Source organism: Hylemonella sp. GW821-FHT10B10 (assembly GCF_059415585.1).
On record NZ_JBWKNN010000001.1, the window covers coordinates 1,198,966 to 1,224,818 of the forward strand.

The following is a 25,853-nucleotide window of genomic DNA, read 5'->3' on the forward strand; positions in this document are numbered from 1 at the left end:
GCGGGGCTCAGTGCTTCACGTCCAGCGTGATCTCGGTGAAGGACGGCTCGTCGTCCACATGATCGTCAGCCGCGGCCTGGGCTGGCTTGCTGAAGTCGTTCTGCAGGCGCCACATGAGGTTGGTGGGCGAGTCGGAGTTGGCCAAGCCTTCCTTGCGATCGACCACGCCGTCGGTGATGAGGCGGGCGATGTCCTGCTCGAAGTTCTGCGAGCCTTCGGCCATGGCCTTTTCCATGGCTTCCTTGATGCTGGAGAAGTCGCCCTTCTCGATCAGATCCGAGATCAGCTTGGTGTTGAGCATGATTTCCACCGCCGGGGTGCGGTTGCCCGTGGTGGTGCGCAGCAGGCGCTGCGAGACGATGGCCTTGAGCGCGCTGGACAGGTCGCCCAGCATGGTCTGGCGCACTTCGACCGGGTAGAAGCTCAGGATACGGTTGAGCGCCTGGTAGCTGTTGTTGGCGTGCATGGTGGCCAGGCAGAGGTGGCCGGACTGGGCGTAGGCGATGGCTGCAGACATGGTCTCGCGGTCCCGGATTTCGCCGATCATGATCACGTCGGGGGCCTGGCGCAGCGCATTCTGCAGGGCCGTACTCAGGTTCTTGGTATCAGCGCCGATCTCGCGCTGATTGACCACCGAGCGCTTGTTCTTGAACAAGTACTCGATCGGGTCCTCAATGGTCAGGATGTGGCCCGAGGCGTTCTCGTTGCGGTAGTCGATCATGGCGGCCAGCGTGGTGCTCTTGCCCATGCCGGTGGCACCCACCATGAGGATCAGGCCGCGCTTTTCCATGATGAGGTCGCCCAGGATGGGGGGCAGCGAGAGCGAGCCCAGCGAGGGGATTTCGCCCGAGACGTAGCGGATCACGGCTGCCACCGAGCCCCGCTGGCGCATGGCGCTCAGGCGGAAACGCCCTACGCCGGCCAGCGGGAAACCCATGTTGAGTTCGCTGTAGGCGTCAAGTTCGGCCAGGCGCTCCTCCGGGATGATCTCGGCCAGCAGGTTGCGCGGGGCATCGGGCGGCAGGGCCTGGTTGTTGATCGGCACGCATTGCCCGTTGATGCGGATGAGCGCAGGCGAGTGGGCCGACAGATAGATGTCCGAGGCCTTTTTCTCGGACATCAGTCGCAGGATCCGTTCCATCGTTCCCATCGTGCTGCTCATGTCTGCTCTCCCTTGTATGGTGTCGAGTTCGTCCTGCCGTGCGCGATCAGTCGCGCAGCAGGTCGTTGAGGCTGGTCTTGGAGCGGGTCTGCGCGTCCACGCGCTTGACGATCACGGCGCAGTACAGGCTGTACTTGCCGTCGGCGCTCGGCAGGTTGCCCGAGACCACCACCGAGCCGGCCGGCACACGGCCGTAATGGACTTCGCCCGTGGCGCGGTCATAGATCTTGGTGCTCTGACCGATGTACACGCCCATGGAGATGACCGAGTTTTCCTCGACCACCACGCCTTCGACGATCTCGGAGCGCGCGCCGATGAAGCAGTTGTCCTCGATGATGGTCGGGCCGGCCTGCACAGGCTCCAGCACGCCGCCGATGCCCACGCCACCCGAGAGGTGCACGTTCTTGCCGATCTGGGCGCAGGAGCCCACGGTGGCCCAGGTGTCGACCATAGTGTTCTCGTCCACGTAGGCGCCGATGTTCACGTAGCTGGGCATCAGGATGGCGCCCTTGGCGACGTAGCTGCCGCGGCGGGCCACGGCCGGGGGCACCACGCGCACGCCGGTGGCGGCCATTTCTTCGGCCGAGAGGTGGGCGAACTTGGTCTGCACCTTGTCGTAGAAACCCAGGTCGCCGGCCTTGATGACCTCGTTGTCTTTGAGGCGGAAGGACAGCAATACGGCCTTCTTGATCCACTGGTGTACCGTCCACTTGCCCACGCCTTCGCGGGTGGCCACGCGCAGGCGGCCCTTGTTCAGCTCGGAGATGACGTGCTCAACGGCCTCGACCACTTCCTTGGGGGCGGACTTGACGGAGATGTTCGCGCGGTTGTCCCAGGCGATGTCGATGATCTGTTGCAGTTGCTGGCTCATTGTGCTTTTCCTAATCAGTCGGGGACAGCGCTGGCCGTCTGTCCCGCAAGGGTTCAAGTTCTGGATTTGACAAACTGGACGATGCGTTCGGCGGCTTCCGCGCATTCAGCGGTTTCGGCCACCAGCGCCATGCGTACGCGCCCGGCGCCGGGGTTGAAACCGCGGGCTTCGCGCGCCAGATAGCTGCCGGGCAAAACAGTGACATTGTAAAGAGCGTAGAGATCGCGCGCGAAATCGGTGTCACTGCCCTGCACGCCGGCCCAAAGATAGAAGGCGGCATCGGGCAGGGCCACGTCCAGCACCGGGCTCAGCATGGGCGTGACCTGGGCGAACTTGGCGCGGTACTGGTTGCGGTTCTCGATGACGTGCTGTTCGTCGTTCCAGGCGGCGATGCTGGCGGCCTGCACCACGTGGCTCATGGCGCTGCCGTGGTAGGTGCGATACAGCAGGAAGGCCTTCATGATGGCCGTGTCGCCGGCCACGAAACCGCTGCGCATGCCCGGTACATTGCTGCGCTTGGACAGGCTGGTCAGGGCGATCAGGTTCTTGAAGTCGCTACGCCCCAGTTTGACGGCGGCTTCCAGCCCGCCCAGAGGTGGCTCGTCGCGGAAGTAGATCTCGCTGTAGCACTCGTCCGAGGCGATCACGAAACCGTAGCGGTCACTGAGCTCGAAGAGCTTCTTCCATTCGTCCAGCGGCATCACGGCGCCCGTCGGGTTGCCGGGCGAGCAGGCGAAGATAAGCTGGGTGCGAGCCCAGACCTCGGGGGGCACGCTGTCCCAGTCCACGGCAAAGTTGCGCGCGGGGTCGCTGGGCACGTAATAGGGCTGGGCGCCGGCCAGCAGGGCTGCGCCTTCGTAGATTTGATAAAAAGGATTGGGGCAGAGCACCGCGGCGCCGGCCTGGCTGCCATCCACCACGGTCTGCGTGAGCGCGAACAGCGCCTCGCGCGTGCCGTTGACCGGCAATACCTGGGTCGCCGGGTTGACGGTGACGCCATAACGACGCTGCAACCAGCCCGCCATGGCCTCCCTGAGCGCCGGTTCACCGGCGGTGGGGGGGTAGCCTGTCAAGCCGGTGTCCAGCGCCTTGGTCAGGGCCTGCTTGATGAAGTCGGGCGTGGCGTGCTTGGGCTCGCCGATGCCCAGGCTGATGGGGCGATAGGCCGGATTGGGGGTGACGCCGGCGAAAAGCTGTCGCAGCCGCTCGAAAGGGTAAGGCTGCAATCGTTGGAGCAGGGGGTTCATGAGGGGGAATTATCCCGGAACTCCCCGGCACCATCAGGGCAGGGCGCGGCACGGCCACGCCATCACCGCGCACGATCAGCGTTTTTTGGGCGCGCCCAGCACCTTTTGTGTCAACAGGTCGATGGACAGCACCAGGGTGATGCCGATGGCCATGACCATCACGACCTCGGGCAGGTCGGTCGAGTTGATGACGCCGAAGCCGCGGGGTACCACTTGACGCTCCAACGTGGTGCAGACGAAATCGGCGGCGGCCATGCCGGTGTAGTGCATGGCACAGACGGCCACCGCCATGATCACGGCAGCCAGCAGTCGCAGCGCCAGGGGCTTGGTGTTGAAGGCCAGCCAGAGGGCCGCCGTGGCTGCGACAACGGCGATCAGGATGGAAACGGCCACCAGCAGGAAAGACCAGCTGATGTAGCCACCAAAGCGCATGCCGTACATGCCCAGGTAGTGCATCACACCCACGCCCAGTCCCAGGGCCGCTCCGGCTGTCAGCAGGCGGGCCTTGCTGGAGGGATCGCGGGCCACGTAGGTCAGGCCGAAGCCGGTGGCGAGGCAGACCACCACCAGTGAGACGATGGTTTCCGTCATGGAGTAGCCCACGCGCAAATCGAGCTTGAGGGCGGTCATACCGATGAAATGCATGGTCCACACGCCAATGCCACCCAGGGCGAGCGTGGCCGCCAGCAGGTCGAAGTGGTTGATCCTGCCGCCCTGGCCGACGATGCGACGGGCCGCCGTCAAGGCGACGAAAGAGCCAACGAAGGCGATCAGGAAAGAGAAAAGGACATACGCGCTGTCGTAGCTCGAAACGACTTCAGGATTCATCGGGGGCTGCTCCAAATAGTTCAGCGCGATCCTAGTGACTTTGCGGTGCAAGTACCTCGCGCATGCGGATTTCTCCGCCACTTCGTGGAGGATCGCACAGCTTGCGCCGGGCTCAACCCTGGTTTGTCTTGGTCAAATAGTGCAATACCAGCTTGTCCTGCTGGCTCAGGCCGTGGAAGGCCATGCCCGTGAAATGCGCCTCGCCCTCTGGAGCCCGGTGGCTGTGACAGACCGAGGCCTTGAGCGCCAGGGTGGTGGACTCGCCCTCGACCACACAATGGATGGTCAGCGCCATGACCTTGCCCACGGCGGCGATCTGCGCCGGGGTGCTGACCATGGCACCCTGCAGGCTGATGTCCAGCAACTGGCCGGCCTGGCTCAGCTCGCCGGCCTGGGCCGTGACGGGCCAGCTGGTCTTGGTGCGCAGGGACTGGCGCACCTGGCGCGCATCGACCTGGGTCGGGTAGGCCAGCAGGGCATAGACAAAGGGTTTTTCGTAGGTCTGCAGGACCTTGCTGATGAAAGAGAACTCGTGCTGGCCCGTGAAACCGCGCACGATACAGACATCACCTTCGGTCAGGCCCGTGTCCTCGCCCTCCGGTCCCTGCGGGCCGACCATCACACCCCTGTTCTCGACGGCGCCGAAGAGCTGCCCCTCCTTCTTGCTGGCCCCCTGCACCAGCCGGCGTACCTGGAGCGCGATGCCAGGTCGCAGGCCGAGCTGTTTGAGGGTGATCTGCTGCACCTCGACGTTCTGCGTAGTTTCGCTGGTGGCCTGATTCATGATGGGCGGATTTCTATGAAAGGACAGGTCAAAAACGGCCAATCTACACGGTCCGCCGGCCCACCGCCATGACGCAGGGCATGGCAATGTATATAAATGCAACGTTCCGGGTTTTCCCGTAGCACAAATCCCACGGGCGCGTACGATTTTCGTCCGGGCCGGGACGGTATGATTTCAGGCTGTTCTCCGTCATCAGACTGTTCTCACTGTGCGTCTCACCTCCATCAAGCTTTCCGGTTTCAAGTCCTTCGCTGAGCCGACCAACTTCATGCTGCCAGGCCAGCTGGTGGGCGTGGTCGGGCCCAACGGCTGCGGCAAGTCCAACATCATGGACGCCGTGCGCTGGGTTCTGGGTGAGAGCCGGGCCAGCGAGTTGCGCGGCGAGTCCATGCAGGACGTGATCTTCAACGGTACGACCACGCGCAAGCCGGCCAGCCGCTCCAGCGTGGAACTGGTGTTCGACAACGCCGATCACCGAGCCGGTGGCCAGTGGAGCCAGTACGCCGAGATCGCCGTCAAACGTGTGTTGACACGTGACGGCACCAGCAGCTACTACATCAACAACCAGCCCGTGCGCCGCCGCGACGTGCAGGACGTGTTCCTGGGCACGGGCCTGGGCCCGCGCGCCTACGCCATCATCGGCCAGGGCACGATCAGCCGCATCATCGAATCCAAGCCGGAAGAGCTGCGCCTGTTCCTGGAGGAGGCCGCCGGGGTCTCCAAGTACAAGGAACGTCGTCGCGAGACCGAGAACCGCCTCTCCGACACGCGCGAGAACCTGACCCGTGTGGAAGACATCCTGCGCGAACTCAACGCCAATCTCGAAAAACTCGAGCGCCAGGCCGAGGTCGCGCAGAAATACAACACCCTGCAGTCCGACGTCACGCTCAAGCAGCAGCAGCTCTGGTTCCTCAAGCGCTCCGAGGCCGAGGCCGACCAGAGCAAGATCAAGCAGGAAGGCGAGAAGGCCGTCATCGAGCTCGAATCCCGCGTGGCCGACCTGCGCCACATCGAGGCCGATCTCGAAACCATACGCCAGGCCCACTACGCCGCCGGCGACCAGGTCAACCAGGCCCAGGGCCTGCTCTACGAGGCCAGCACCGAGGTGGGGCGCCTGGAGGCCGAGATCCGCTTCGTGGTCGAAGGTCGCCAGCGTGTCGAAGAGCGCCTCATCACCCTGAAGGAACAGACCGCGCAATGGGCCACGCGCAAGCAGGACGCCCAGGCCGAGGTCGAGAACCTGGCCGAACTGGCCCTGGTGGGCGAGGAAAAGACCACCGAGCTGGCCGCCCAGCTCGAAGAACAGGCCCAGGCCCTGCCTGACATGGAAGAGGCCCTGCGCCAGGCCCAGAGCCGTGCCAATGAACAGCGTGGCAGCGTGACCCAGGTGCAGCAGCAGATCCAGGTGCTGGCTGCCGAGCAGCGCAGCATCGAGGAGCAATCCCGCCAGCTGAACCAGCGTCGCGAGCGTCTGGACACCGATCGCAAGGCCCTGGCCGCCCCCGACGAGGCGCGCCTGCAGAGCCTGCAGGCTCAGCTGGCCCAGGCCAGCGAGGCCGCCAGCGTGGCCGATGCGCACCTGCATGAGCTGCAGGACAGCGTGCCGCAGCTCGACGAGGCGCGCCGCACCCAGCAGGACACGGTCAACACCGAATCGGCCCGCCAGGCCGACCTGTCGGCTCGCATGGAAGCGCTCAAGGCCTTGCAGGACAAGGTCAAGACCGACGGCAAGTTGCAGCCCTGGCTGGCCAAGCACGGCCTGGCCGACCTGCAGGCCCTGTGGACCAAACTGCACATCGAGCAGGGCTGGGAAAGTGCCCTGGAAGCCGCCCTGCGCGAGCGCATGGGCGCGCTGGAGGTCAGCCGCATCGACATGGTCAAGGCCTTCGGCAATGACGCGCCGCCGGCCAAGCTGGCCTTCTACAGCGCCCCCTCGGCGGCAGCCCCTGAAAAAGCCGCTGGCCTGCCGCGCCTGGCCGACTTGCTGCGTGTGAACGACGCCGGTCTCAAGGCCGTGCTGGTCGACTGGCTGCAAGGCTGCTACGTAGCGCAGAGCTTCGAAGAAGCCCTGGCCCAGCGTGCGCAGCTGCAGCCGGGCGAAACCCTTTATGTGAAGAGCGGCCATGCCGTCACCGCGCACAGCGTGAGCTTCTACGCCCAGGATTCCGAGCAGGCCGGCCTGCTGGCCCGCGCCCAGGAGATCGAGAACCTGGAAAAGCAGCTGCGCGCCCAGTCCCTCATCAACGAAGAAGCACGCAGTGCGCTGGTGCGTGCCGAATCTGCCTACGCCGACGCGTCACAGCGTCTGGTGGTCGCGCGCCGCGAAGCCAGCGAAACGCAGAGTCGCGCACACGAGTTGCAGGTCGAGACCCTGCGTCTCACGCAGCTGGCCGAGCAGACCCGCGCGCGCAGCGAGCAGATCGCCGGTGACCTGGCCGAAGTCGATGCCCTGTTGGAAGAACTGCAGGAACGCCGCGTGGCCGCCGAGGGCCGTTTCGAAGAGCTCGACATGCAGCTGGCCGACAGCCAGGAACGCCATGCCCAGCTCGACGAGCGCGTGCTGGAGGCTGAGCGCAAGCTCAACGCCTGCCGTGAACAGCAACGCAGCCTGGAGCGCCAGGCCCAGGAAGCCACCTTCTCCCTGCGCACGCTGGACGCGCGCAAGGCCGAGCTGGCCCGTGCCATCGGGACGGCCGACCAGCAGGCCGCCACCATCACTTCCGAGGAGCAGCGGGCTCGCGACGAGCTGGCCCGCCTGACCGACGCCGCTGCCCAGGCCGGCCTGCAGAACGCGTTGGCTCTGAAGCTCGAGCGTGAGCAGGCCCTGGGGGCCAAGCGCAGCGAATACGACGATCTCACCAACAAGCTGCGCGCCAGCGACGAGCGTCGCATCAAGCTCGAGCGCGAACTCGACCCGCTGCGTCTGCGCATCCAGGACATGCAACTCAAGGAACAGGCGGCACGCCTGGGCTTTGAACAGTACGCCCAGCTGCTGGCCGACGCCCAGGCCGACCTCGAGGCCGTCGCCCAGTCCATCGCGGACGGCAACGTGCGCCTCACAGGTCTGCAAGGCGAGATCGACCGACTGAACCGCGAGATCGCCGCCCTGGGCGCCGTGAACCTGGCGGCGCTCGATGAGCTGGCCAGCGCCCGCGAGCGCAAGCACTTCCTGGACGCTCAGTCGGCCGACCTGAACGACGCCATGAACACGCTGGAAGACGCCATCCGCAAGATCGACGGCGAGACGCGCGAACTGCTGGCAGGCACCTTCAAGACCGTCAACGAGCACTTCGGCAAGATGTTCCCCGAGCTCTTCGGCGGCGGCCAGGCGCGCCTGATCATGACGGGCGACGAGATCCTGGACGCCGGTGTGCAGGTCATGGCCCAGCCGCCGGGCAAGAAGAACCAGACCATCCACCTGCTCTCGGGTGGCGAGAAGGCGCTGACCGCCATCGCCCTGGTGTTCGCCATCTTCCAGCTCAACCCTGCGCCCTTCTGTCTGCTGGACGAGGTGGATGCGCCGCTGGACGACGCCAACACCGAGCGCTACGCCAAGCTGGTGAGCAGCATGAGCAAGGGCACCCAGTTCCTCTTCATCAGCCACAACAAGATCGCCATGGAAATGGCCGAGCAGCTGATCGGCGTGACCATGCAGGAGCAGGGCGTTTCGCGCATCGTGGCGGTGGACATGGAGTCCGCTGTTTCCATGGCCGAGGCGGCCTGAGACGGTCCGGAGCCCAGTGCCGATGAGCAAACTGCAAATCGGGTTGGCCATCGCCGGGATGCTGTTGCTGGCAGCCCTGGTGGCCCATGGCGCCTGGACCTCGCGGCGCAACCAGCCTCGCCAGGCCGAGCCCGAGGGGCCGCCGGTTGAACCGCATGGCCTGGATGAACTCTCGCTGGATCCAGCCGTGCCAGCCGCCCAAGCCGACGAGGAGGGGCTGCTCCTGCCGACCCTGCAAGACCGCAAGGCCCAGCTGGACCCGCTGATCGACGTCAGCGCGGCCATCGAGCTCGAACACCCGATCAGCGGCGAGGCCGTGCTGCAGCACATGCCGGCCACGCGCCGTGTCGGCAGCAAGCCTTACGCCGTTGAAGGCCTGGACGAGGTGACGGGGGCCTGGGAGCCGCCTCAGCCCGGCCGGCGCTACAGCGCCCTGCAGGCTGGCGTGCAGCTGGCCAACCGTGCCGGTCCGCTCAACGAGATCGAGTATTCCGAATTCGTCGTGAAGACCCAGGCCCTGGCCGATGCCCTGGGCGGGACCCCCGAATTCCCCGACATGATCGACGCCGTGGCGCGCGCCCGCGAGCTCGATGCCTTTGCCAGCGAACACGACGCGCAGCTCAGCGTCACCCTGCGTGCGCGTCACACGGCTTGGAGCGCGGGCTACGTGCAGCAAAACGCCGCGCGCCTGGGTTTTGTTGCCGGCGTGTTGCCGGGGCGCATGGTGCTGCCCGCCAGCGTGGGCGGCCAGCCGCCGGTGCTGGGCCTGCAGTACGACCCCCAGGCCGCGCAGGCGGCCGACCCGGCGCAGACCGCCATCCGCGAGATGACACTTGGCCTGGACGTGGCCCAGGTGGCGCGGTCCGAGCAACCCTATGTGCGCCTGCGTGTGGCCGCCACGCGCCTGGCGGAGGTCATGGACGGCCAGATCACCGATGACAACGGCCAGCCCCTGAGCGCCGACGCCATGGACCTGATCGGCGCCGAGCTGGAAAACCTCTACGACCGGCTGGACGAGCGCGAGCTCTCGGCCGGCTCGGCGCTGGCGCGACGGCTGTTTTCCTGAGTTTTCCCTGTCGATGTCCCGATGAGCAGCACGCCCGATCTGAAACGTGTGCAGGAGCTGCACCAGCTCCTGCACCACCATGCCCACCGCTACTACGTGCTCGATGCGCCCGAGATTCCGGACGCCGAGTACGACAGGCTGTTCCGCGAGCTGCAGGCGCTGGAGGCCGCTCATCCCGAACTGCTCACACCGGACTCGCCTACACAGCGCGTAGGAGGCAAGGCGCTGGATGGCTTGATGCCGGTACGGCATGCCGTGCCCATGCTTTCCATCGAGACCGAGACCGATACGACGGAGCAAGGTGCGCAGAAATTTGACGCACGCGTGCGCCGTGAACTGGGGCTGGGTGAGGGCGATCCGCCCGTGGACTACGCGGCCGAACTCAAGTTCGACGGACTGGCCATGAGTCTGCGCTATGAGAAGGGGGTGCTGGTGCAGGCTGCCACACGCGGCGACGGCGAGACCGGCGAGGACGTGACGCAGAACGTGCGCACGATCGGGCAGATACCGCTGCGTTTATCAGGGTGCATGGCGCCGGTGCTCGAGGTGCGCGGCGAGGTCTATATGCGGCGCGATGACTTCAATGCCCTGAACGAGAAGCAGCGCGAGAAGGGCGAGAAGACCTTCATCAACCCGCGCAACACGGCGGCAGGTGCCGTGCGCCAGCTGGACCCAGCCCTCGTCGCCCAGCGTCCGCTGAGCTTTTATGCCTATGGCCTGGGCGAGGTGCAGGGCTGGCCACTGCCGGCCACGCACGCGCTGATGCTGGATGCACTGCAGGCCATGGGCCTGCCAGTTTGCGCCGAGCGGGCGGTGGCCCGAGGCGCGGCGGGCCTGGTCGAATTCCACCAGGCCATGGGCGCCAAGCGTGATGCATTGCCCTTCGACATCGACGGCGTGGTCTACAAGGTCAATTCGCTGCAGCTCCAGCAGCAGCTGGGCTTCAAGAGCCGTGAGCCGCGCTGGGCGGTGGCCCACAAATACCCGGCGCAGGAGATGCTCACCACGGTACAGGCCATCGAGGTGCAGGTGGGGCGCACTGGCAAGCTCACGCCGGTGGCCAAGCTGGCGCCGGTGTTTGTGGGGGGGGTGACAGTGACCAACGCCACCTTGCACAACGAGGATGAGGCCCGGCGCAAGGACGTGCGCGTGGGTGACACGGTCATCGTGCGCCGCGCGGGGGATGTGATTCCCGAAGTGGTTTCCGTGCTCCTTGAAAAACGCCAGCCCGGGGCCGAAATCTTCACCATGCCGCATACCTGCCCGGTCTGTGGTTCGGCGGCCGTGCGCGAGGAGGAAGAGGCCGACTACCGCTGCACCGGCGGTCTGTTCTGCAGCGCTCAGCGCAAGCAGGCCCTGCTGCACTTCGCGCAGCGCCGCGCGGTCGAGGTCGAGGGCCTGGGCGAAAAGCTGGTGGACCAGCTGGTCGATGGCGGTGTGGTCAAGACCCTGCCGGACCTTTACCGCCTGGGCCTCACGGCCCTGGCCAGCCTGGACCGCATGGCTGACAAGTCTGCACAGAACATCGTCGATGCGCTGGAGAAATCCAAACAGACCACTTTGCCGCGCTTCATCTTTGGCCTGGGCATACGCCATGTGGGCGAGGCCACGGCCAAGGCGCTGGCGCGCCACTTCGGCAAACTGGACGCGATCCTGGACGCCTCCGAAGACCAGCTGCTGCAGGTGCCCGACGTCGGCCCCGTGGTGGCGCAGAGCATCCATACCTTCTTCCAGCAGGCGCACAACCGTGAGGTGGTGGAGCAACTGCGCGCCTGCGGCCTGCGCTGGGAGGAGGGGGCGCCCAGCCCGGCGGCCCAGCTGCCGCTGGCCGGCAAGACCTTCGTGCTCACGGGCACCCTGCCGACGCTGAGCCGCGACGACGCCAAGGAGATGCTGGAAGCCGCCGGCGCCAAGGTGGCCGGCTCGGTCAGCAAGAAGACCGACTATGTGGTCGCAGGCGAAGAAGCCGGCAGCAAGCTGGACAAGGCGCGCGAGCTCGGCATCACCGTGCTTGATGAAGCAGGATTGCGGGCCTTGCTATCGCGCTGAGTCATTCGGCGACAGGGGTCGCGTGCCGGTCGATCGAACTGCGGATATCCTGTCTGCTGACAGTTAACAAAAGCAGGGAGGAAACATGTGGTTTGCCATAGGCGTCATCACGCTGATCAGTTTCAGTGTCTATTTTGGCGTCAAGCGCCACGGCGCAAGATGGAAGGGTGAGCAAGCTTTTGTCCACGACCAACCCGGTCACGAGTATGAGTTTGTCCTAAACAAGGACGCCATCAAGAAGATGAGGGTGGGACTGGATGCGCCGAAACATTTCGACTTCACGCTCAAACGGGAGAGCGCCGTTGACCGTTTTTGTAAGTTCTTGGGGTTGTCGGTAGAGCATCAAATCGGAAACCATTCTGTTGACCGGCTGGTTTATATCGTCTCAAATGATCACCACTTGCTTGATCAGTGCATGAGGGATCCGGTCATGATCGAGGATATCCAGGCCTTGTTCAATATCCAGCATTTCGACTCCCGCATCACACATGTCCACTGTCGCAATGGGCGAATCTGGGCGGAGTTCAAGGTTGGGAGTCTTTTCAACGACAAATCCAACCAAATCCGCTTGGGTCAGATCTTTCCCAAAGTCGCGGTACGGCTCAAGGGTATGGCGCGACAGCTTGGAGCCCAAACTCCAGCGGATGAGGCAGTGAAAAGGGATCCTTTTATTCTGCGGGCCGTTCTGGTGCTGGCCATTAGCACCGGCCTGCTGGTCAATGGGCTGGTGCATGCCTTTCGTCAGCTGACATTCTCTTATGCCTTCACCATAGAGACGGTCGAGCTATGGATTTACGCGGCGATCGGCGGTGTGGCGATCGTCGCAGCGCTGACTACCTTAGCGATCGTTCTGCTCGGTCGCACGGCTCGAACCCATCTGGTGCTGATCGAGATCGTCCTGGTCGGTTCATTCGGAGCAGTGTTGACCGCCTTTACCGAGATCCGTGACTTCAATATGGAACTCGACACCTCGCCCGTGCAGCGCTACGAAGCGAAGGTTGTGAATAAGACGATCAGTAAATCGAGAAAAGGCGGTACGCGGTATTACCTGCATGTACCCGGATGGACGGGCCAGGACTGGACGTCGTTCAACGATACGGAGCGCCTACAGGTTTCAAGTGATTTCTACCAAATGATGCAGAACGGCGAACGCATAGAGATTCGGCAGCGTAGCGGTTTTCTGGGGATACGTTGGGTGGAGGGGCTTAGCCGGGCCGAATCTGCCAAATTACCCTGAACCAACGTTCTCATCCGTAAAATGCTCAGGCCGCCGCCAAAGCCAGACGGCGACGGTGGCCATGCAGGCGATGGCCAGCCAGGCCGCCCAGCTCGGATGTGGGCTCCACAGCAGGTACAGACCTGAAGCCGACATGACTATCGTTGCGATCCACTTGGGGCGCCGCCGCACCACGCCGCCCCGTCGCCAGTCGCGGATCATGGGGCCGAAGGCCGTGTGATTTTCCAGCCAGGCCAGCAGGCGTGGCGAGCTGCGGGCCGCCGCCCAGGCTGCGAGCAGGATAAAGGGTGTGGTCGGCAGCAGAGGCAGAAAGATGCCGATCACGCCCAGCAACAGACTCAGCAAGGCCAGGACTAGGTAGAGCCAGCGCAGCAGTGGCGGGCGGCGGGGGACAGGAGGGGGTGGCAAGGGCATGCAGCCATTGTGCCGTGGCCTTATGCTTGCGGCTTCTCAACCGTGTTTCGCCATGACTGTTCGTGACATTCTCAAGATGGGCGACCCGCGCCTGCTGCGCGTGGCCCAGCCCGTGACCGACTTCGACAGCGATGCCCTGCACCTGCTGATCACCGACCTGCTCGACACCATGGCGGCGGCCAATGGCGCCGGCCTGGCCGCGCCGCAAATCGGTGTGGACCTGCGGGTGGTGATCTTCGGCAGCGGAGAGTTCAACCCGCGCTACCCCGATGCACCCGTGGTGCCTCGCACCGTGCTGTGCAACCCGGTGATTACGCCTTTGGGGGACGAAGAGGAGCTGGGCTGGGAAGGGTGTCTCTCGGTGCCGGGTCTGCGCGGCGTGGTACCGCGCTGGCAGCGTATACGCTACACGGGTTTCGACCAGTATGGTGACCCGGTGGACCGCACGGTGGACGGTTTTCACGCGCGGGTGGTACAGCACGAGTGTGACCACCTGATCGGCAAGCTCTATCCCATGCGGATGCGCGACTTCACGCAGTTCGGCTTTACAGAAATTCTCTTTCCCGGTCTGGACGCCACGCAGGACGACTAGGGCTAACCACGAGAGCCCCCCAGCACGCTTGCCCTTATTCTCGGTGCGCATTCCATGACACATCAGGAGGAGAGCCTATGTCTGAAAACTGCACGCGCCGCTTCGTCACGGCTTTGGGCCTGTGCATGGCCATGACCCTGGCGCACGGCCAGATGGATACGGAGTTGGCCGCCAAGCTGCGCGCCCTGGGGCCCGTGATCAATCCGCCCGCGACCGTGCCGCTGTATGTCCCACGCATGCTGGACAGGGAGCCTTACAGCGGCGTCAAGATCAGCCGCGATATCGTCTACGGACCGAACGAGCGCAATCTGCTCGACGTCTTCGTGCCCGAGTCGGCAGCCAGCGGTCCGCGTGCCGTCTTCATGTTTGTGCACGGGGGTGCTTTCCAGCGCGGTGACCGGCGCAGCCCGCCGAATTCGCCCTTCTATGACAACCTGATGCTGTGGGCGGTGAAGAATGGCATGGTGGGTGTCAACCTGACCTACCGCCTGGCGCCCAAGCACACCTGGCCGGCGGGTGTGGAGGATCTGGCCGAGGCTGTGCGCTGGGTGCAGCAGAACATCGCGGCCCATGGTGGCGATCCGGTGCGTGTCTTTCTGATGGGGCATTCGGCCGGTGCCATCCATGTGGCGACCTATCTGGCGCAGGAGCAGTTCCATCGCATCCCTGGTTCGGGTGTACGAGGGGCGCTGATCCTGTCGGCGCTTTACGACCTGACGCCGGAACTGATGGCGCAAGAGCCTATCAACAAGGCCTATTACGGGGAGGACCCGAGCAAGTGGGCCGAACGTTCCGCGCGTGCCGGCCTGCTCAAGACCCGGGCGCCGCTGTGGATAGGGTATGCGGAGCTGGACCCGCCTGCCTTTGTGTCCGAGGGTGAGGCCATCAACAAGGCCCTGTGCGCTGCCGGCCGCTGCCCGGCGGTGTTCACGCGTTTTGCCGGCCACAGCCACATGTCAGAGATCTATTCGGTCAACAGCGATGACCGGACCATCGGTGACTCCATGCTGGCTTTTGTCAAAGCCCACTGAGCCTGCACACACAGGGCCGGCCGGGATCACCCGGCCGACCCTGTTTCATGGTGTGGTCACAGCGGCTTGATCTGCACCTTGCGCCACTTGATCGGGCCGCCGTTCGCTCCCTGGACACCGGCACCGAATTGCAGGGCGAAGGGGCCGCTGGGGAATTTGTTGTTGCGGGTGTTGGCGGTCTGCACGCCGTTGAGTTTCACGGTCAGCTCGTCGCCCTTGGCGGAGATTTCCAGGGTGTTCCACTTGCCGCCGGCCTTGTAAACGGTGGGCACGGGTACGGCTGCAAAACCGACGATGGCGCCGGTCGCGTAGGTCGGGTCGGGCCGGATGTCCCAGATGTTGACCTCGTAGGCGTTGTCGGCTGCGATCTTGGCCGGATCGGTGGCGCGGATGAAGATGCCGCTGTTGGTGTCGGTGGCGGCCCAGAACTCGGCGTAGATCTCGAAATCCTTGTACGAGTTCTTCGACACCAGGTAGCCGCCCTTGCCCTGGTTGGCCGATATGCCGCCGGCCTCGATACGCCAGTTCGCGTCACCTATCCTGTTCCAGTTGTCCAGCCCCTGTTCGCCGTCGATCAGCGTGACCCAGCCGGAGCCGGGCCAGTGGGCGCAGCCGGCCAGGGCCACGGCCAGGGTGCACAGGGCCAGCCTGCGCGAGTAGGCATGTTTCATCACGGTCTCCTCAGTTGTTGTGTCTTGTTCTGCAGCTGGATGCTGCGAGCACACTATGGCACGGCAGGGGGGAGTCCTGTCAATCAGGGTCTGTGCGCACCCGGGGCCTTGCTGCCCGCGGGGGGCAGAGGCTTCAGGAGGCCAGTACGCCCAGCAGTTCGGTTTCGATGGCGATCTGGGCGCGGTTGTTCTGCAACTCGGCGCCATCGATCAGGAAGACGTCATCCACCCGTTCGCCCAGGGTGTTCACCTTGGCCAGCTGCAGGTTGATGCGGTGGCGGGCCAGCACGCGCGCTACCTTGTAGAGCAGGCCGGTCTGGTCGCTGGCCGAGATGCTGAGCAGCCAGCGCTGGGCCTTTTCGTCGGGCTTGAGGCTCACGCGCGGCGTGATGGGGAAACTCTTGACCCGGCGCGACAGCCGCCCACGGCTGGGTTCGGGCAGGGGTGCGGCTTCGGCGATGGCACGGGCCAATTCGGACTCGACCATGCTGGTCATCTCGCGGTAGTGGTCCTGCATGCCGGAAGTGACGATCTGGAAAGTGTCGAGCGCATAGCCGTTGCGGGCCGTGTGGATGCGTGCGTCCTGGATGCTGAAGCCACCCTGATCGAAATAACCGCAAATGCGGGCGAAGAGGTCGGGCTGGTCGGCGGTGTAGACCAGCACCTGCAGGCCTTCACCCGCGGAGGAGCGGCGCGCGCGCACAATGGGCTGGTCGGTGCCGACATGGCGGGAGATATGGCGGGTGTGCCAGGCGATGTCGTCGGCATCGTGGCGCATGAAATAGCCCACGTCCAGTGTGTCCCAGAGCTTCTTGTGCGCCTCGAACGGCAGGCTGTGCAGGGCCAGCTGGACCAGAGCCTCGCGCTTGTGCGCCTCGACCTCGGCGTCAGGCGAGGGGGCATGGCCGCCCAGGGCACGCAGCGTGTAGCGGTACAGGTCTTCGAGCAGCTTGCCCTTCCAGGCGTTCCAGACCTTGGGGCTGGTGCCGCGGATGTCAGCCACGGTCAGCAGGTACAGGGCTGTGAGGTAACGCTCGTTGCCGACCTGCTTGGCGAAGGCGTTGATGACGTCGGGGTCGCTCAAGTCGGACTTCTGGGCGATGCGGCTCATGGACAGGTGTTCCCTGACCAGGAATTCGATCAGCTTGGCGTCCTCGCGGCTGATACCGTGCTGGCTGGCAAAGTGCCGCACCTCCTCAGCGCCCAGGTCGGAGTGGTCGCCGCCGCGGCCCTTGGCGATGTCGTGGAAGAGGGCTCCCGCATAGAGGATCCAGGGGGCGTCCCAGCCGGCCGCCAGCTGCGAGCAGAAGGGGTACTCGTGCGCATGCTCAGCCATGAAAAAGCGTCGCATATTGCGCAGCACCATGAGGATGTGCTGGTCCACGGTGTAGACGTGGAACAGGTCGTGCTGCATCTGGCCCACGATGCGGCGGAAGATCCAGAGGTAGCGCCCCAGCACCGAGGTCTGGTTCATCAGGCGCATGGCGTGCGTGATGCCGCGCGGCTGCTGCAGGATGGCCATGAAGGTGCGCCGGTTGACCGGGTCCTTGCGGAACTTGGCCGTCATCAGGCCGCGCGCGTTGTAAAGGGCGCGCAGGGTGCGTGCCGACAGGCCCTTGGCGCCCTCGGTGGTCTGGTAGACCAGGAAGGTCTCGAGGATGGCGTGCGGGTTGCGCTGGTACAGGTCGTCGCTGACAACTTCGATCAGGCCGCCCTTGTCCAGGAAGTTTTCGTTGATGGCGCGCGGGGCCTGGGTGCGCGGGTTGAGCCGCTCTTCGATATTCAGCAGCAGGATCTGGTTGAGCTGGGTCACGGCCTTGGCGGCCCAGTAGTAGTGGCGCATCAGCGATTCGCTGGCGCGCACCTTGGTCTTGACCTCGGCCGTGTCCGAGCTGTAGCCGAAGGTGTTGGCCACCGCAGTCTGCAGGTCGAAGACCAGACGGTCCTCGCGCCGGCCGGCGATCAGGTGCAGGCGCAGGCGGATCAGCTCCAGCATGGCCTCGTTGCGCTTGAGCTGGCGCACTTCGAAGGGGGTGGCCAGACCGTTGCGGGCCAGTTCGTCCCAGGACTTGCCGTAACCGGCCGCCTGCGCCACCCAGAGGATGATTTGCAGGTCGCGCAGGCCGCCCGGAGATTCCTTGCAGTTGGGCTCCAGCGCGTAGGGGGTGTCCTCAAACTTGTTGTGGCGCTGCTGCATCTCCAGCGTCTTGGCGACGAAGAAGGCGCGCGCGTCCAGGGCCCGGCGGAAGTGCCAGCGAAAATCCTTGAACAGGGCCGCATTGCCGCAGATCAGGCGCGACTCCAGCAGCGCCGTCTGCACCGTCACGTCCTTGGCCGCCTCGGCCAGGCATTCGTTGACAGAGCGCACGCTCGACCCGATTTCCAGGCCTGCGTCCCAGCAACTGCTGATGAAGGTCTCGATGCGCTGGCGCAGGGCCTCGTCCGTGTCTGGGGACTGGCCCTCGGGCAGCAGCAGCAGGACGTCGATGTCCGAATGGGGGAACAGCTCGCCGCGCCCGAAGCCGCCCACGGCCACCAGGGCCGGGCTGGGCCCGTAACCGGCCTGTTTCCAGAGGGTCTTGAGGGTGTCGTCGGCCAGGCGCGCCAGCTGGCGCAGGGCCGCGTGCACGCCGCGTGTGGAGGGGCCGCTGTTGCTGACGGTCAGCAGCAGATCGGCCTTGCGGGCGCGGTACTGCTCTCGGAGGGTTTGAGGGGTCGCTGTCATGGCGACGCTGGTGCGAGCAGGAATCAAGCCAGGGCTGCGGCCTTCACGAAAGCCGGCGTCGGCGGGCTGCCGGCCGAAAGCGTAAGCACCTCGTAGCCGGTAGGCGTGACCAGCACGGTGTGTTCCCACTGGGCCGAGAGCGAATGGTCCTTGGTGACGATGGTCCAGCCGTCGCCCAGCTCCTTGATCTCACGCTTGCCGGCGTTGATCATGGGCTCGATGGTGAAGGTCATGCCCGGCTTCAGCTCTTCCAGCGTGCCGGGTTTGCCGTAGTGCAGCACCTGTGGTTCTTCATGGAAGACCTGTCCGATGCCGTGGCCGCAGAATTCGCGCACCACGGAAAAGCCGTTGCTCTCGGCGAATTTCTGAATGGCCCAGCCGATGTCGCCCAGGCGGGCGCCGGGTTTGACCTGCTCGATGCCGTGCCACATGGCTTCGTAGGTGAAGGAGCACAGGCGTTTGGCGGCGATGGAGGCATCACCGACGATGAACATGCGGCTGGTGTCGCCGAACCAGCCGTCCTTGATGACGGTGACGTCGATGTTGACGATGTCGCCCTTCTTGAGCGCCTTGTCACCGGGGATGCCGTGGCAGACCACATGGTTGACCGAAGTGCACAGGGAGGCCGGGTAGGGCGGGTAGCCGGCGGGCTGGTAACCCAGGGTGGCGGAGGTCGTGCCCTGGGTCTTCATGTAGGCGGCGGCCAGGCGGTCGATTTCGCCCGTGGTGATGCCGGGTTGCACATGGGGGGTCAGGTAATCCAGCACTTCGGCCGCCAGCCGGCAGGCCAGGCGCATGCCGGCAATTCCTGCTTCGTCTTTGTAGGTGATCGTCATGGGGCGTAATTATCCCATCGGCGGCGCTTTCATGCCGGGGGCGCCCTGATCGGGAGTGGGGCGAAGTAAAATCGCCGCTTTCCCCCGGACCCCGGTCCCCACCCCCTCAAGGCCACCCCCGTGACCCTGCACATCTCCTCTTTCGAAGGCGGCAGCGCCCTCAGCCCCTTTCGCATCCAGCAAATCCTGCCCCGCCTGCAGGGCATCCACGACAAGATCAGCGGTATCGCCGCGCGCTATGTGCATCTGGTGGCCTGTGATACCGAGCCCACGGCCGAGCTCAAGCAAAAGCTGGCCGCCCTGCTGACCTACGGCGACCCCTACGCCGGCCCGGCGGAAGGCCCGCTGGTGGTGGTGGCGCCGCGCCTGGGTACCGTCTCGCCCTGGGCCTCCAAGGCCACGGACATCGCCCACAACTGCGGCCTGGCCGTGCGCCGCGTGGAGCGGGTGGTTGAATACCGGCTCATGCTCAGGTCCGGCCTGCTGGGCAAGGCGGCGCTGTCGCCCGAACAGCTGGGCCTGGTGGCCGCCGTGTTGCACGACCGCATGACGGAAAGCGCCGTGGCCAGCCGTGAGGAAGCCTGTGCCCTGTTCACCGAGCTGCACCCGGCGCCCATGGAGCATGTGGACATTCTGGGCGGTGGCCGCGCCGCGCTGGAAAAAGCCAATGTGCAGTTCGGCCTGGCCCTGGCCGAAGACGAGATCGAGTACCTGGTCCAGGCTTTCCAGGACCTGAAGCGCAACCCGACCGACGTCGAACTCATGATGTTCGCCCAGGCCAACAGCGAGCATTGCCGCCACAAGATCTTCAACGCCGACTTCACCATCGACGGCGTGCGCCAGCAGCGCAGCATGTTCGGCATGATCCGCAACACCCACCAGCTCGCCCCTCAGCACACGGTGGTGGCCTATTCGGACAACGCCTCCATCATGGAAGGCAGCGCCGTCGAGCGTTTCGTGGCGCGCATGGGGCAGGGCGGTGCACCGGGCTACCAGAAGTCCGAGGCCGTGAACCACGTGCTGATGAAGGTCGAGACGCACAACCACCCCACGGCCATTTCCCCCTTCCCGGGTGCCTCCACGGGCGCGGGCGGCGAGATCCGTGACGAGGGTGCCACCGGCCGCGGTTCGCGTCCCAAGGCGGGCCTGACGGGCTTCACGGTGTCCAAGCTCTGGGGCGGCTGGTCGGATGAAAAGGGCGGCAAGCCTGAGCACATCGCCAGCCCCTTGCAGATCATGATCGAGGGTCCCCTGGGTGGTGCGGCCTTCAACAACGAGTTCGGCCGCCCCAACCTGGCTGGTTATTTCCGCGAGTACGAGCAGACCGTGGCCAGCAGTGCCGACAGCGTGCAGCGCGGGTATCACAAGCCCATCATGATCGCCGGCGGTGTTGGTGCCATCGATGCGGACCAGACGAAGAAGATCCTGTTCCCGGCCGGCACGCTGCTGATCCAGCTGGGCGGCCCGGGCATGCGCATCGGCATGGGAGGCAGCGCCGCCAGTTCCATGGCCACGGGCGCCAATGCGGCCGAGCTGGACTTCGATTCCGTGCAGCGCGGCAACCCCGAGATCGAACGCCGCGCCCAGGAGGTCATCAATCATTGCTGGGCCCAGGGCGAGAAGAACCCCATCCTGGCGATCCACGACGTGGGCGCGGGTGGCCTGTCCAATGCCTTTCCGGAGCTGACCAACGACGCGGGCCGCGGCGCGCGTTTTGACTTGCGTGCCGTGCCGCTGGAAGAATCGGGCCTGGCGCCCAAGGAAATCTGGAGCAATGAAAGCCAGGAACGTTATGTGATGGCCATTGCGCCCGAGTCGCTGGAGATCTTCAAGGCCTTCTGCGAGCGCGAGCGCTGTCCCTTTGCCGTGGTCGGTGTGGCCACCGAAGAGCGCCAGCTGGTGCTGGCCGATGCAGGCCATGAAAGCCCGGTCGACATGCCCATGAACGTGCTGCTGGGCAAGCCGCCCAAGATGCACCGGGATGTCAAGACCATCGCGCGCAGCTTCAAACCGCTGGACCTGGGCGGCGTCGAGTTGCAAAAGGCCGTCATCGACGTGCTGAGCCACCCCACCGTGGCGTCCAAGCGTTTCCTCATCACCATCGGCGACCGCACCGTGGGCGGCCTGACGCACCGTGACCAGATGGTCGGTCCCTGGCAGGTGCCCGTGGCCGACGTGGCCGTGACCCTGGCCGACTACGCCGGCTTCAAGGGCGAGGCCATGAGCGTGGGCGAGCGCACGCCGTTGGCCGCGCTGGACGCCCCGGCCTCCGGTCGCATGGCCGTGGCCGAGGCCATCACCAACCTGCTGGCTGCGCCCATCGAACTGCCGCGCGTCAAGCTCTCGGCCAACTGGATGGCCGCCTGCGGCGAGCCCGGTGAGGACGCCGCGCTTTACGCCACCGTGCAGGCCGTGGGCATGGAGCTGTGCCCGGCCCTGGGCATTTCCATCCCCGTGGGCAAAGACAGCCTGTCCATGCGCACGCAGTGGCAGGACGGAAGCGACAAGAAGAAGGTCACCTCGCCGGTCTCGCTGATCGTGAGCGCCTTCGTCACCCTGGGCGATGTTCGGGGCACGCTGACGCCGCAACTCGACAACAGTGCCGACACCACGTTGTTGCTCGTGGACCTGGGCCGCGGCCAGAACCGCATGGCGGGTTCCATCCTGGCGCAGACGCTGAACCAGACGGGCGACAGGGTGCCGGACCTCGACGACCCGCAGGACCTCGTGAAACTCGTGAACGCTGTCAACGCCCTGCGCGCGCAGGGCAAGCTGATGGCTTACCACGACCGCAGCGACGGTGGCCTGCTGGTGGCCGCGGCCGAGATGGCTTTTGCCGGCCACGTGGGCGTGGCGCTCAATGTGGACATGCTGGTCACCGAAGGCGACGGCATCTCCGACAGCCGTATGGACGCGGGCGACAGCAAGAACTGGGCAAGCCAGGTCAGCGCGCGCCGCGACGAACTCACGCTCAAGGCCCTGTTCAACGAGGAACTGGGCGCGGTCCTGCAGGTGAAGAGCGAAGATCGCGATGCCGTACTCGCGGTTCTGCGTGAGCACGGCCTCTCGAAATTCAGCCACGTCGTCGGCAAGACCCGCCCGGCGGGTGGTGCCGTGAGCGCGGGTGTGGGCGAGCTGCAGGTCTGGCGCGATGCCAAATCGGTGTTCAGCGCCAAGCTGGCCGATCTGCATCAGGTCTGGGACAGCGTGAGCTGGAAAATCAACCAGCAGCGCGACAACACGGCTTGCGCCGACCAGGAGCATGCCGCGGCCGGCGCGCCGAACGATCCCGGCCTGCATGTGCACCTGAGCTTCGACCCGGCGCAGCAACTGGCCCCGGCACTGCTCAAAAGCCGCCCCAGGGTGGCCGTGCTGCGCGAGCAGGGCGTGAACTCGCATGTCGAGATGGCTTACGCCTTTACCGAAGCCGGCTTTGAGGCTTACGATGTGCACATGACCGATCTGCAAAGCGGCCGTGCCAGGCTGCAGGACTACAAAGGCGTGGTCGCCTGCGGCGGTTTCAGCTATGGCGATACGCTGGGTGCCGGCATAGGCTGGGCGCGCTCCATCACCTTCAACCCCGTGCTGTCCGAGCAGTTCCAGGCCTTTTTTGCCCGCAAGGACACGTTTGGCCTGGGCGTGTGCAACGGCTGCCAGATGTTTGCCGAACTGGCCGACATCATTCCGGGCGCGCAAGCCTGGCCGCGCTTCACCACCAATCGCAGCGAACGCTTCGAGGCCCGCCTGTCCATGGTGGAGGTTCTGAAATCGCCCAGCCTGTTCTTCCAGGGCATGGCGGGCAGTCGCCTGCCGATCGCCGTGGCGCATGGTGAGGGTTATGCCAACTTCGCCTACCGCGGCAAGGCTGCCGAGGCCATCGCAGCCATGCGTTTCGTGGACAACAGCGGTGCGGCCACCGAGGCCTACCCCTACAACCCGAACGGCAGCGCTGGTGGCCTGACCGCGGTCACCACGGCCGACGGTCGCTTCACGGCCATGATGCCGCACCCCGAGCGCGTGTTCCGCAACATCCAGATGAGCTGGACGCCGCTGGACAAGAGCCAGCCCAGCCCCTGGATGCAGATCTGGCGCAATGCGCGGCGCTGGATAGGCTGAGAACCGAGGCAGCACCATGCTCGTGACACCCCGCGCCCAGACACGCATGCTGGCGCTGGGCTTTGCGGGGCTGGTGCTGATGCTGGCGTATCTGCTCAAGGGCAGTTACGAGACTTCGCTGGCGCGCGCCTCGGACCACGCCGAGAACCTGACGCAGACCATCGATGGCCAGTTGTCGTCCGCCCTGCGGCGCATGGATGCCACGCTGCACCAGATCGCGAACCGGCTTTCGACCAGCACGATGCAGACCGCAAATGTGGCGCGGCACGAACGGGAGGTGTCGGACATTCTCATGCCCTACAAGGCGCAGTTTCCGGAGTTGCGCGACATCTTTGTCTACGATGCCGCGGGCAACATCCTGTATGACACCAGGCGTCCGGCGACGCTCCCGCGGTCCGGGAATATTGCGCAAAGACCGGCCTTCCAGTACCTGCAGAATCACCCGGAGGCCAGCATCGCCTTTTCCGAACTGGTGCGCGGCAACGTGTCCGGGCAGCTCACGGTGGCGACCTACGTCCCCGTGCATGACAGGTCGGGGCGGATGTTGGGCACGGTGGCCGGGTCGCTGAACCTGGGTCATTTCGATCAGGTCTTCGCTTCCCTGCGGCTGAGCCCGGGCAGCGTGGCCTTTGTGCGCAGCAGTTCGGAGCACAAGCTGGTGATCCGCTATCCCTGGCTTGAGAGCGAGTTCAACAAGCCGGTGCGCAACCCCATCCAGGCCCGCATCGACGCGGGGGAGATCGCCGGGCGGGCAGAGTTCAGGGCCGTGACCGATGGCGAGGAGCGCCGCTACAGCTTTCGCAAGATCGACCAGTATCCCTTTTACGTCGTGATCGGTATCTCCGCCAGGGATGCCCTGCAGAACTGGTACCGGGGCGCGGCCTACGTCGCTGCCCTCATCCTGCTGCTGGGGCTGTTGCTGGGCCTGACCCTGCGGCGCATGGCCCGCATCGAGATCTTGCGAGAGTCGGCGCGCGCCGAGGCTGACCAGGCCTTGCAACTCCTGAGCGAGGGCATCAACAGCCTGTCCGCAGGCATCACGATCTACGATCCCGAGGACCGCGTAGTGATGTGCAATGAGGCGCATCTGCGGCTGTTCGAAAGCCTGCGCGACGTCATCCAGCCTGGCAAGAGCTTCGAGGAGATCTCGCGTACCGGCCTGCAGCGTGGGCTCTATGCCGAAGCCCTGGGCCAGGAAGAGGCGTGGCTGGCCCGCCGCCTGCGCCAGCACCGCATCGCCGACGGCGTGCCCCACGAGATGGAGCTGGCCGACGGGCGCTGGGTGCAGTTCAGCGAGCATCGCACGCCCAGGGGCTACATCATCGGCAGCCGCATCGATATCACCGAGCGCAAGAAGCTGGAGGTCGATCTGCGCGAGCAGGCCAGCACCGACGCGCTCACGGGCCTGCCCAACCGCAGGTATTTCCTGCGCCGGCTGGAGGACGAGCTGGAGCGGGTGCGCCGCCGCACCACGCGTGATGCCTGCGTGCTGATGCTGGATCTGGACCACTTCAAGCGCATCAACGACCAGTACGGCCATGCCGCCGGCGACAGCGTCCTGCGCCATTTTTCCAACATCCTGCGCCACGAGTTGCGCGCCACCGACATCGCCGGCCGCATGGGCGGCGAGGAGTTCGCCATCATCCTGCCGGGCAGCGGACCGCAGACGTCCCAGGGCTTTGCCCAGCGCATCTGCGACAAGCTGGCCGAACACCCGCTGAGTTTCGGGCGGCAGCAGGTCGGCATGACGGTCAGCATCGGGATTGCCGCCATCCTCGCCGACGACCTGTCGGCCGACGCCGTGCTTTCGCGCGCCGACCGGGCGCTGTACCAGGCCAAGGAAGCGGGCCGCAACCGGGTCCGGCTGGCCGACGAGACGCCTTGATGCGCAGCGCCAGGGTGTCGGGCTTGCGAGCTTGACAGCCCCAGGGGGACACCCAATACTCCGCGAGAGCCTTGCAGAACAACATGACCGGGCCCGACAGGCCCGAGAAAAGGGTGTTTGATGAATTCCTTCAATCCGCTGGCGCAGAACAGTGCGGTCAACGGCCTGATCACGGCCATCTCGCGCAATACCGAGGATGGCGTGCTGTCCAAGCACCTGGGCGCGCAGTCCTGGTACATCGTGGCAGACCATCTGCATGCGCACCAGTACGAGCGCGGGCACCTGCTGATTGCGCAGGGCGCGCAGGATCGGAATCTGTATTTCCTGGAGTCGGGCAACCTCAAGGTCGATGTCAAGACCGACAAGGCGCTCATGCAGCTGGCCATCCTGGGCGCCGGCACCGTGGTGGGCGAGGGCAGTTTTTTCTCGCGCCTGCCACGCAGCGCCTCGGTGGTGGCCTACAGCAGCTGCAAGGTCTGGTCCATGAGCCCGGAGGACTTCGAGGCCCTGAGCAAGAAGCATCCGACGGTGGCACTCTCGCTGGCCATGGCTCTGGGGGCCATCGTGGCTTCACGCATGGTGGATGTCAGCAAGCGTATCGCCAGCACTTAGCCT

General features: G+C 65.3%; 18 protein-coding genes. 9 read left to right on the forward strand and 9 right to left on the reverse strand.

Annotated elements, in window-relative coordinates:
* Positions 1-7 precede the first annotated feature (7 nt).
* The 5 genes from AC07NT_RS05900 to AC07NT_RS05920 form a co-directional block, all read right to left on the reverse strand.
* On the reverse strand, positions 8-1,150 hold the full coding sequence (locus AC07NT_RS05900) for a PilT/PilU family type 4a pilus ATPase (RefSeq protein ID WP_498598495.1): 1,143 nt from the start codon (positions 1,148-1,150) through the stop codon (positions 8-10).
* Positions 1,151-1,208: 58 nt separating this feature from the next.
* Complete coding sequence (gene dapD, locus AC07NT_RS05905; RefSeq protein ID WP_498597372.1) at positions 1,209-2,033, reverse strand: 2,3,4,5-tetrahydropyridine-2,6-dicarboxylate N-succinyltransferase; 825 nt, start codon at positions 2,031-2,033, stop codon at positions 1,209-1,211.
* 53 nt (positions 2,034-2,086) lie between these two features.
* Positions 2,087-3,280: a succinyldiaminopimelate transaminase gene (dapC, locus tag AC07NT_RS05910; RefSeq protein ID WP_498597371.1), complete on the reverse strand. Its 1,194-nt coding sequence runs from the start codon at positions 3,278-3,280 to the stop codon at positions 2,087-2,089.
* A 75-nt stretch (positions 3,281-3,355) separates the two neighbouring features.
* On the reverse strand, positions 3,356-4,108 hold the full coding sequence (locus tag AC07NT_RS05915) for an MHYT domain-containing protein (protein ID WP_498597370.1): 753 nt from the start codon (positions 4,106-4,108) through the stop codon (positions 3,356-3,358).
* Between the two features lie 112 nt (positions 4,109-4,220).
* A complete protein-coding gene (locus tag AC07NT_RS05920) occupies positions 4,221-4,892 on the reverse strand; it encodes a PilZ domain-containing protein (RefSeq protein ID WP_498597369.1) in 672 nt (223 codons plus the stop codon).
* A 208-nt stretch (positions 4,893-5,100) separates the two neighbouring features.
* On the opposite strand from AC07NT_RS05920, the gene smc reads away from it, so the two are divergent.
* The 4 genes from smc (at position 5,101) to AC07NT_RS05940 (ending at position 12,968) form a co-directional block, all read left to right on the forward strand.
* A complete protein-coding gene (gene smc / locus AC07NT_RS05925) occupies positions 5,101-8,616 on the forward strand; it encodes a chromosome segregation protein SMC (RefSeq protein WP_498597368.1) in 3,516 nt (1,171 codons plus the stop codon).
* 22 nt (positions 8,617-8,638) lie between these two features.
* A complete protein-coding gene (locus tag AC07NT_RS05930; protein ID WP_498597367.1) occupies positions 8,639-9,682 on the forward strand; it encodes a cell division protein FtsZ in 1,044 nt (347 codons plus the stop codon).
* Positions 9,683-9,703: 21 nt separating this feature from the next.
* Positions 9,704-11,731 carry an NAD-dependent DNA ligase LigA gene (ligA, locus tag AC07NT_RS05935; protein WP_498597366.1) on the forward strand — a complete coding sequence of 676 codons (2,028 nt, stop codon included), beginning with the start codon at positions 9,704-9,706 and terminating at the stop codon, positions 11,729-11,731.
* An 85-nt stretch (positions 11,732-11,816) separates the two neighbouring features.
* Positions 11,817-12,968 (forward strand): hypothetical protein, encoded by a 1,152-nt coding sequence (locus tag AC07NT_RS05940; protein ID WP_498597365.1) that lies wholly within the window; start codon positions 11,817-11,819, stop codon positions 12,966-12,968.
* On the opposite strand, the gene AC07NT_RS05945 is transcribed toward AC07NT_RS05940, so the two are convergent.
* The gene (locus AC07NT_RS05945; protein ID WP_498597364.1) at positions 12,960-13,382 is read right to left on the reverse strand and encodes a YbaN family protein; all 423 of its coding nucleotides are present in this window, start codon (positions 13,380-13,382) and stop codon (positions 12,960-12,962) included. The genes AC07NT_RS05940 and AC07NT_RS05945 overlap by 9 nt on opposite strands.
* A 52-nt stretch (positions 13,383-13,434) precedes the next feature.
* On the opposite strand from AC07NT_RS05945, the gene def reads away from it, so the two are divergent.
* Both def and AC07NT_RS05955 read left to right on the forward strand, forming a co-directional pair.
* The gene (def, locus tag AC07NT_RS05950; protein ID WP_498597363.1) at positions 13,435-13,974 is read left to right on the forward strand and encodes a peptide deformylase; all 540 of its coding nucleotides are present in this window, start codon (positions 13,435-13,437) and stop codon (positions 13,972-13,974) included.
* A gap of 77 nt (positions 13,975-14,051) precedes the next feature.
* The gene (locus AC07NT_RS05955) at positions 14,052-15,005 is read left to right on the forward strand and encodes an alpha/beta hydrolase (protein ID WP_498597362.1); all 954 of its coding nucleotides are present in this window, start codon (positions 14,052-14,054) and stop codon (positions 15,003-15,005) included.
* Between the two features lie 56 nt (positions 15,006-15,061).
* Here AC07NT_RS05955 and AC07NT_RS05960 read toward each other — a convergent pair whose 3' ends face one another.
* The 3 genes from AC07NT_RS05960 to map all read right to left on the reverse strand — a co-directional run bounded on the left by AC07NT_RS05960 (position 15,062) and on the right by map (position 19,237).
* The gene (locus AC07NT_RS05960) at positions 15,062-15,676 is read right to left on the reverse strand and encodes a 3-keto-disaccharide hydrolase (protein WP_498597361.1); all 615 of its coding nucleotides are present in this window, start codon (positions 15,674-15,676) and stop codon (positions 15,062-15,064) included.
* Between the two features lie 133 nt (positions 15,677-15,809).
* Complete coding sequence (locus AC07NT_RS05965; protein ID WP_498597360.1) at positions 15,810-18,401, reverse strand: [protein-PII] uridylyltransferase; 2,592 nt, start codon at positions 18,399-18,401, stop codon at positions 15,810-15,812.
* 23 nt (positions 18,402-18,424) lie between these two features.
* Positions 18,425-19,237 carry a type I methionyl aminopeptidase gene (gene map / locus AC07NT_RS05970; RefSeq protein ID WP_498597359.1) on the reverse strand — a complete coding sequence of 271 codons (813 nt, stop codon included), beginning with the start codon at positions 19,235-19,237 and terminating at the stop codon, positions 18,425-18,427.
* Between the two features lie 120 nt (positions 19,238-19,357).
* Here map and purL point away from each other — a divergent pair, with 120 nt between their 5' ends.
* From purL to AC07NT_RS05985, 3 genes are all read left to right on the forward strand, one after another.
* Complete coding sequence (gene purL, locus AC07NT_RS05975; RefSeq protein WP_498597358.1) at positions 19,358-23,353, forward strand: phosphoribosylformylglycinamidine synthase; 3,996 nt, start codon at positions 19,358-19,360, stop codon at positions 23,351-23,353.
* Between the two features lie 16 nt (positions 23,354-23,369).
* A complete protein-coding gene (locus AC07NT_RS05980; RefSeq protein WP_498597357.1) occupies positions 23,370-25,238 on the forward strand; it encodes a sensor domain-containing diguanylate cyclase in 1,869 nt (622 codons plus the stop codon).
* A gap of 120 nt (positions 25,239-25,358) precedes the next feature.
* Complete coding sequence (locus AC07NT_RS05985; protein WP_498597356.1) at positions 25,359-25,850, forward strand: Crp/Fnr family transcriptional regulator; 492 nt, start codon at positions 25,359-25,361, stop codon at positions 25,848-25,850.
* Positions 25,851-25,853 lie beyond the last annotated feature (3 nt).

Excerpts from the sequence above, each read along its gene's own strand:
- AC07NT_RS05900 (WP_498598495.1), bottom strand. The coding sequence starts at position 1,150 with ATGGGAACGATGGAACGGATCCTGCGACTGATGTCCGAGAAAAAGGCC.
- dapD (WP_498597372.1), bottom strand. The coding sequence starts at position 2,033 with ATGAGCCAGCAACTGCAACAGATCATCGACATCGCCTGGGACAACCGC.
- dapC (WP_498597371.1), bottom strand. The coding sequence starts at position 3,280 with ATGAACCCCCTGCTCCAACGATTGCAGCCTTACCCTTTCGAGCGGCTG.
- AC07NT_RS05915 (WP_498597370.1), bottom strand. The coding sequence starts at position 4,108 with ATGAATCCTGAAGTCGTTTCGAGCTACGACAGCGCGTATGTCCTTTTC.
- AC07NT_RS05920 (WP_498597369.1), bottom strand. The coding sequence starts at position 4,892 with ATGAATCAGGCCACCAGCGAAACTACGCAGAACGTCGAGGTGCAGCAG.
- AC07NT_RS05930 (WP_498597367.1), top strand. The coding sequence starts at position 8,639 with ATGAGCAAACTGCAAATCGGGTTGGCCATCGCCGGGATGCTGTTGCTG.
- ligA (WP_498597366.1), top strand. The coding sequence starts at position 9,704 with ATGAGCAGCACGCCCGATCTGAAACGTGTGCAGGAGCTGCACCAGCTC.
- AC07NT_RS05940 (WP_498597365.1), top strand. The coding sequence starts at position 11,817 with ATGTGGTTTGCCATAGGCGTCATCACGCTGATCAGTTTCAGTGTCTAT.
- AC07NT_RS05945 (WP_498597364.1), bottom strand. The coding sequence starts at position 13,382 with ATGCCCTTGCCACCCCCTCCTGTCCCCCGCCGCCCGCCACTGCTGCGC.
- def (WP_498597363.1), top strand. The coding sequence starts at position 13,435 with ATGACTGTTCGTGACATTCTCAAGATGGGCGACCCGCGCCTGCTGCGC.
- AC07NT_RS05955 (WP_498597362.1), top strand. The coding sequence starts at position 14,052 with ATGTCTGAAAACTGCACGCGCCGCTTCGTCACGGCTTTGGGCCTGTGC.
- AC07NT_RS05960 (WP_498597361.1), bottom strand. The coding sequence starts at position 15,676 with ATGAAACATGCCTACTCGCGCAGGCTGGCCCTGTGCACCCTGGCCGTG.
- AC07NT_RS05965 (WP_498597360.1), bottom strand. The coding sequence starts at position 18,401 with ATGACAGCGACCCCTCAAACCCTCCGAGAGCAGTACCGCGCCCGCAAG.
- map (WP_498597359.1), bottom strand. The coding sequence starts at position 19,237 with ATGACGATCACCTACAAAGACGAAGCAGGAATTGCCGGCATGCGCCTG.
- AC07NT_RS05980 (WP_498597357.1), top strand. The coding sequence starts at position 23,370 with ATGCTCGTGACACCCCGCGCCCAGACACGCATGCTGGCGCTGGGCTTT.
- AC07NT_RS05985 (WP_498597356.1), top strand. The coding sequence starts at position 25,359 with ATGAATTCCTTCAATCCGCTGGCGCAGAACAGTGCGGTCAACGGCCTG.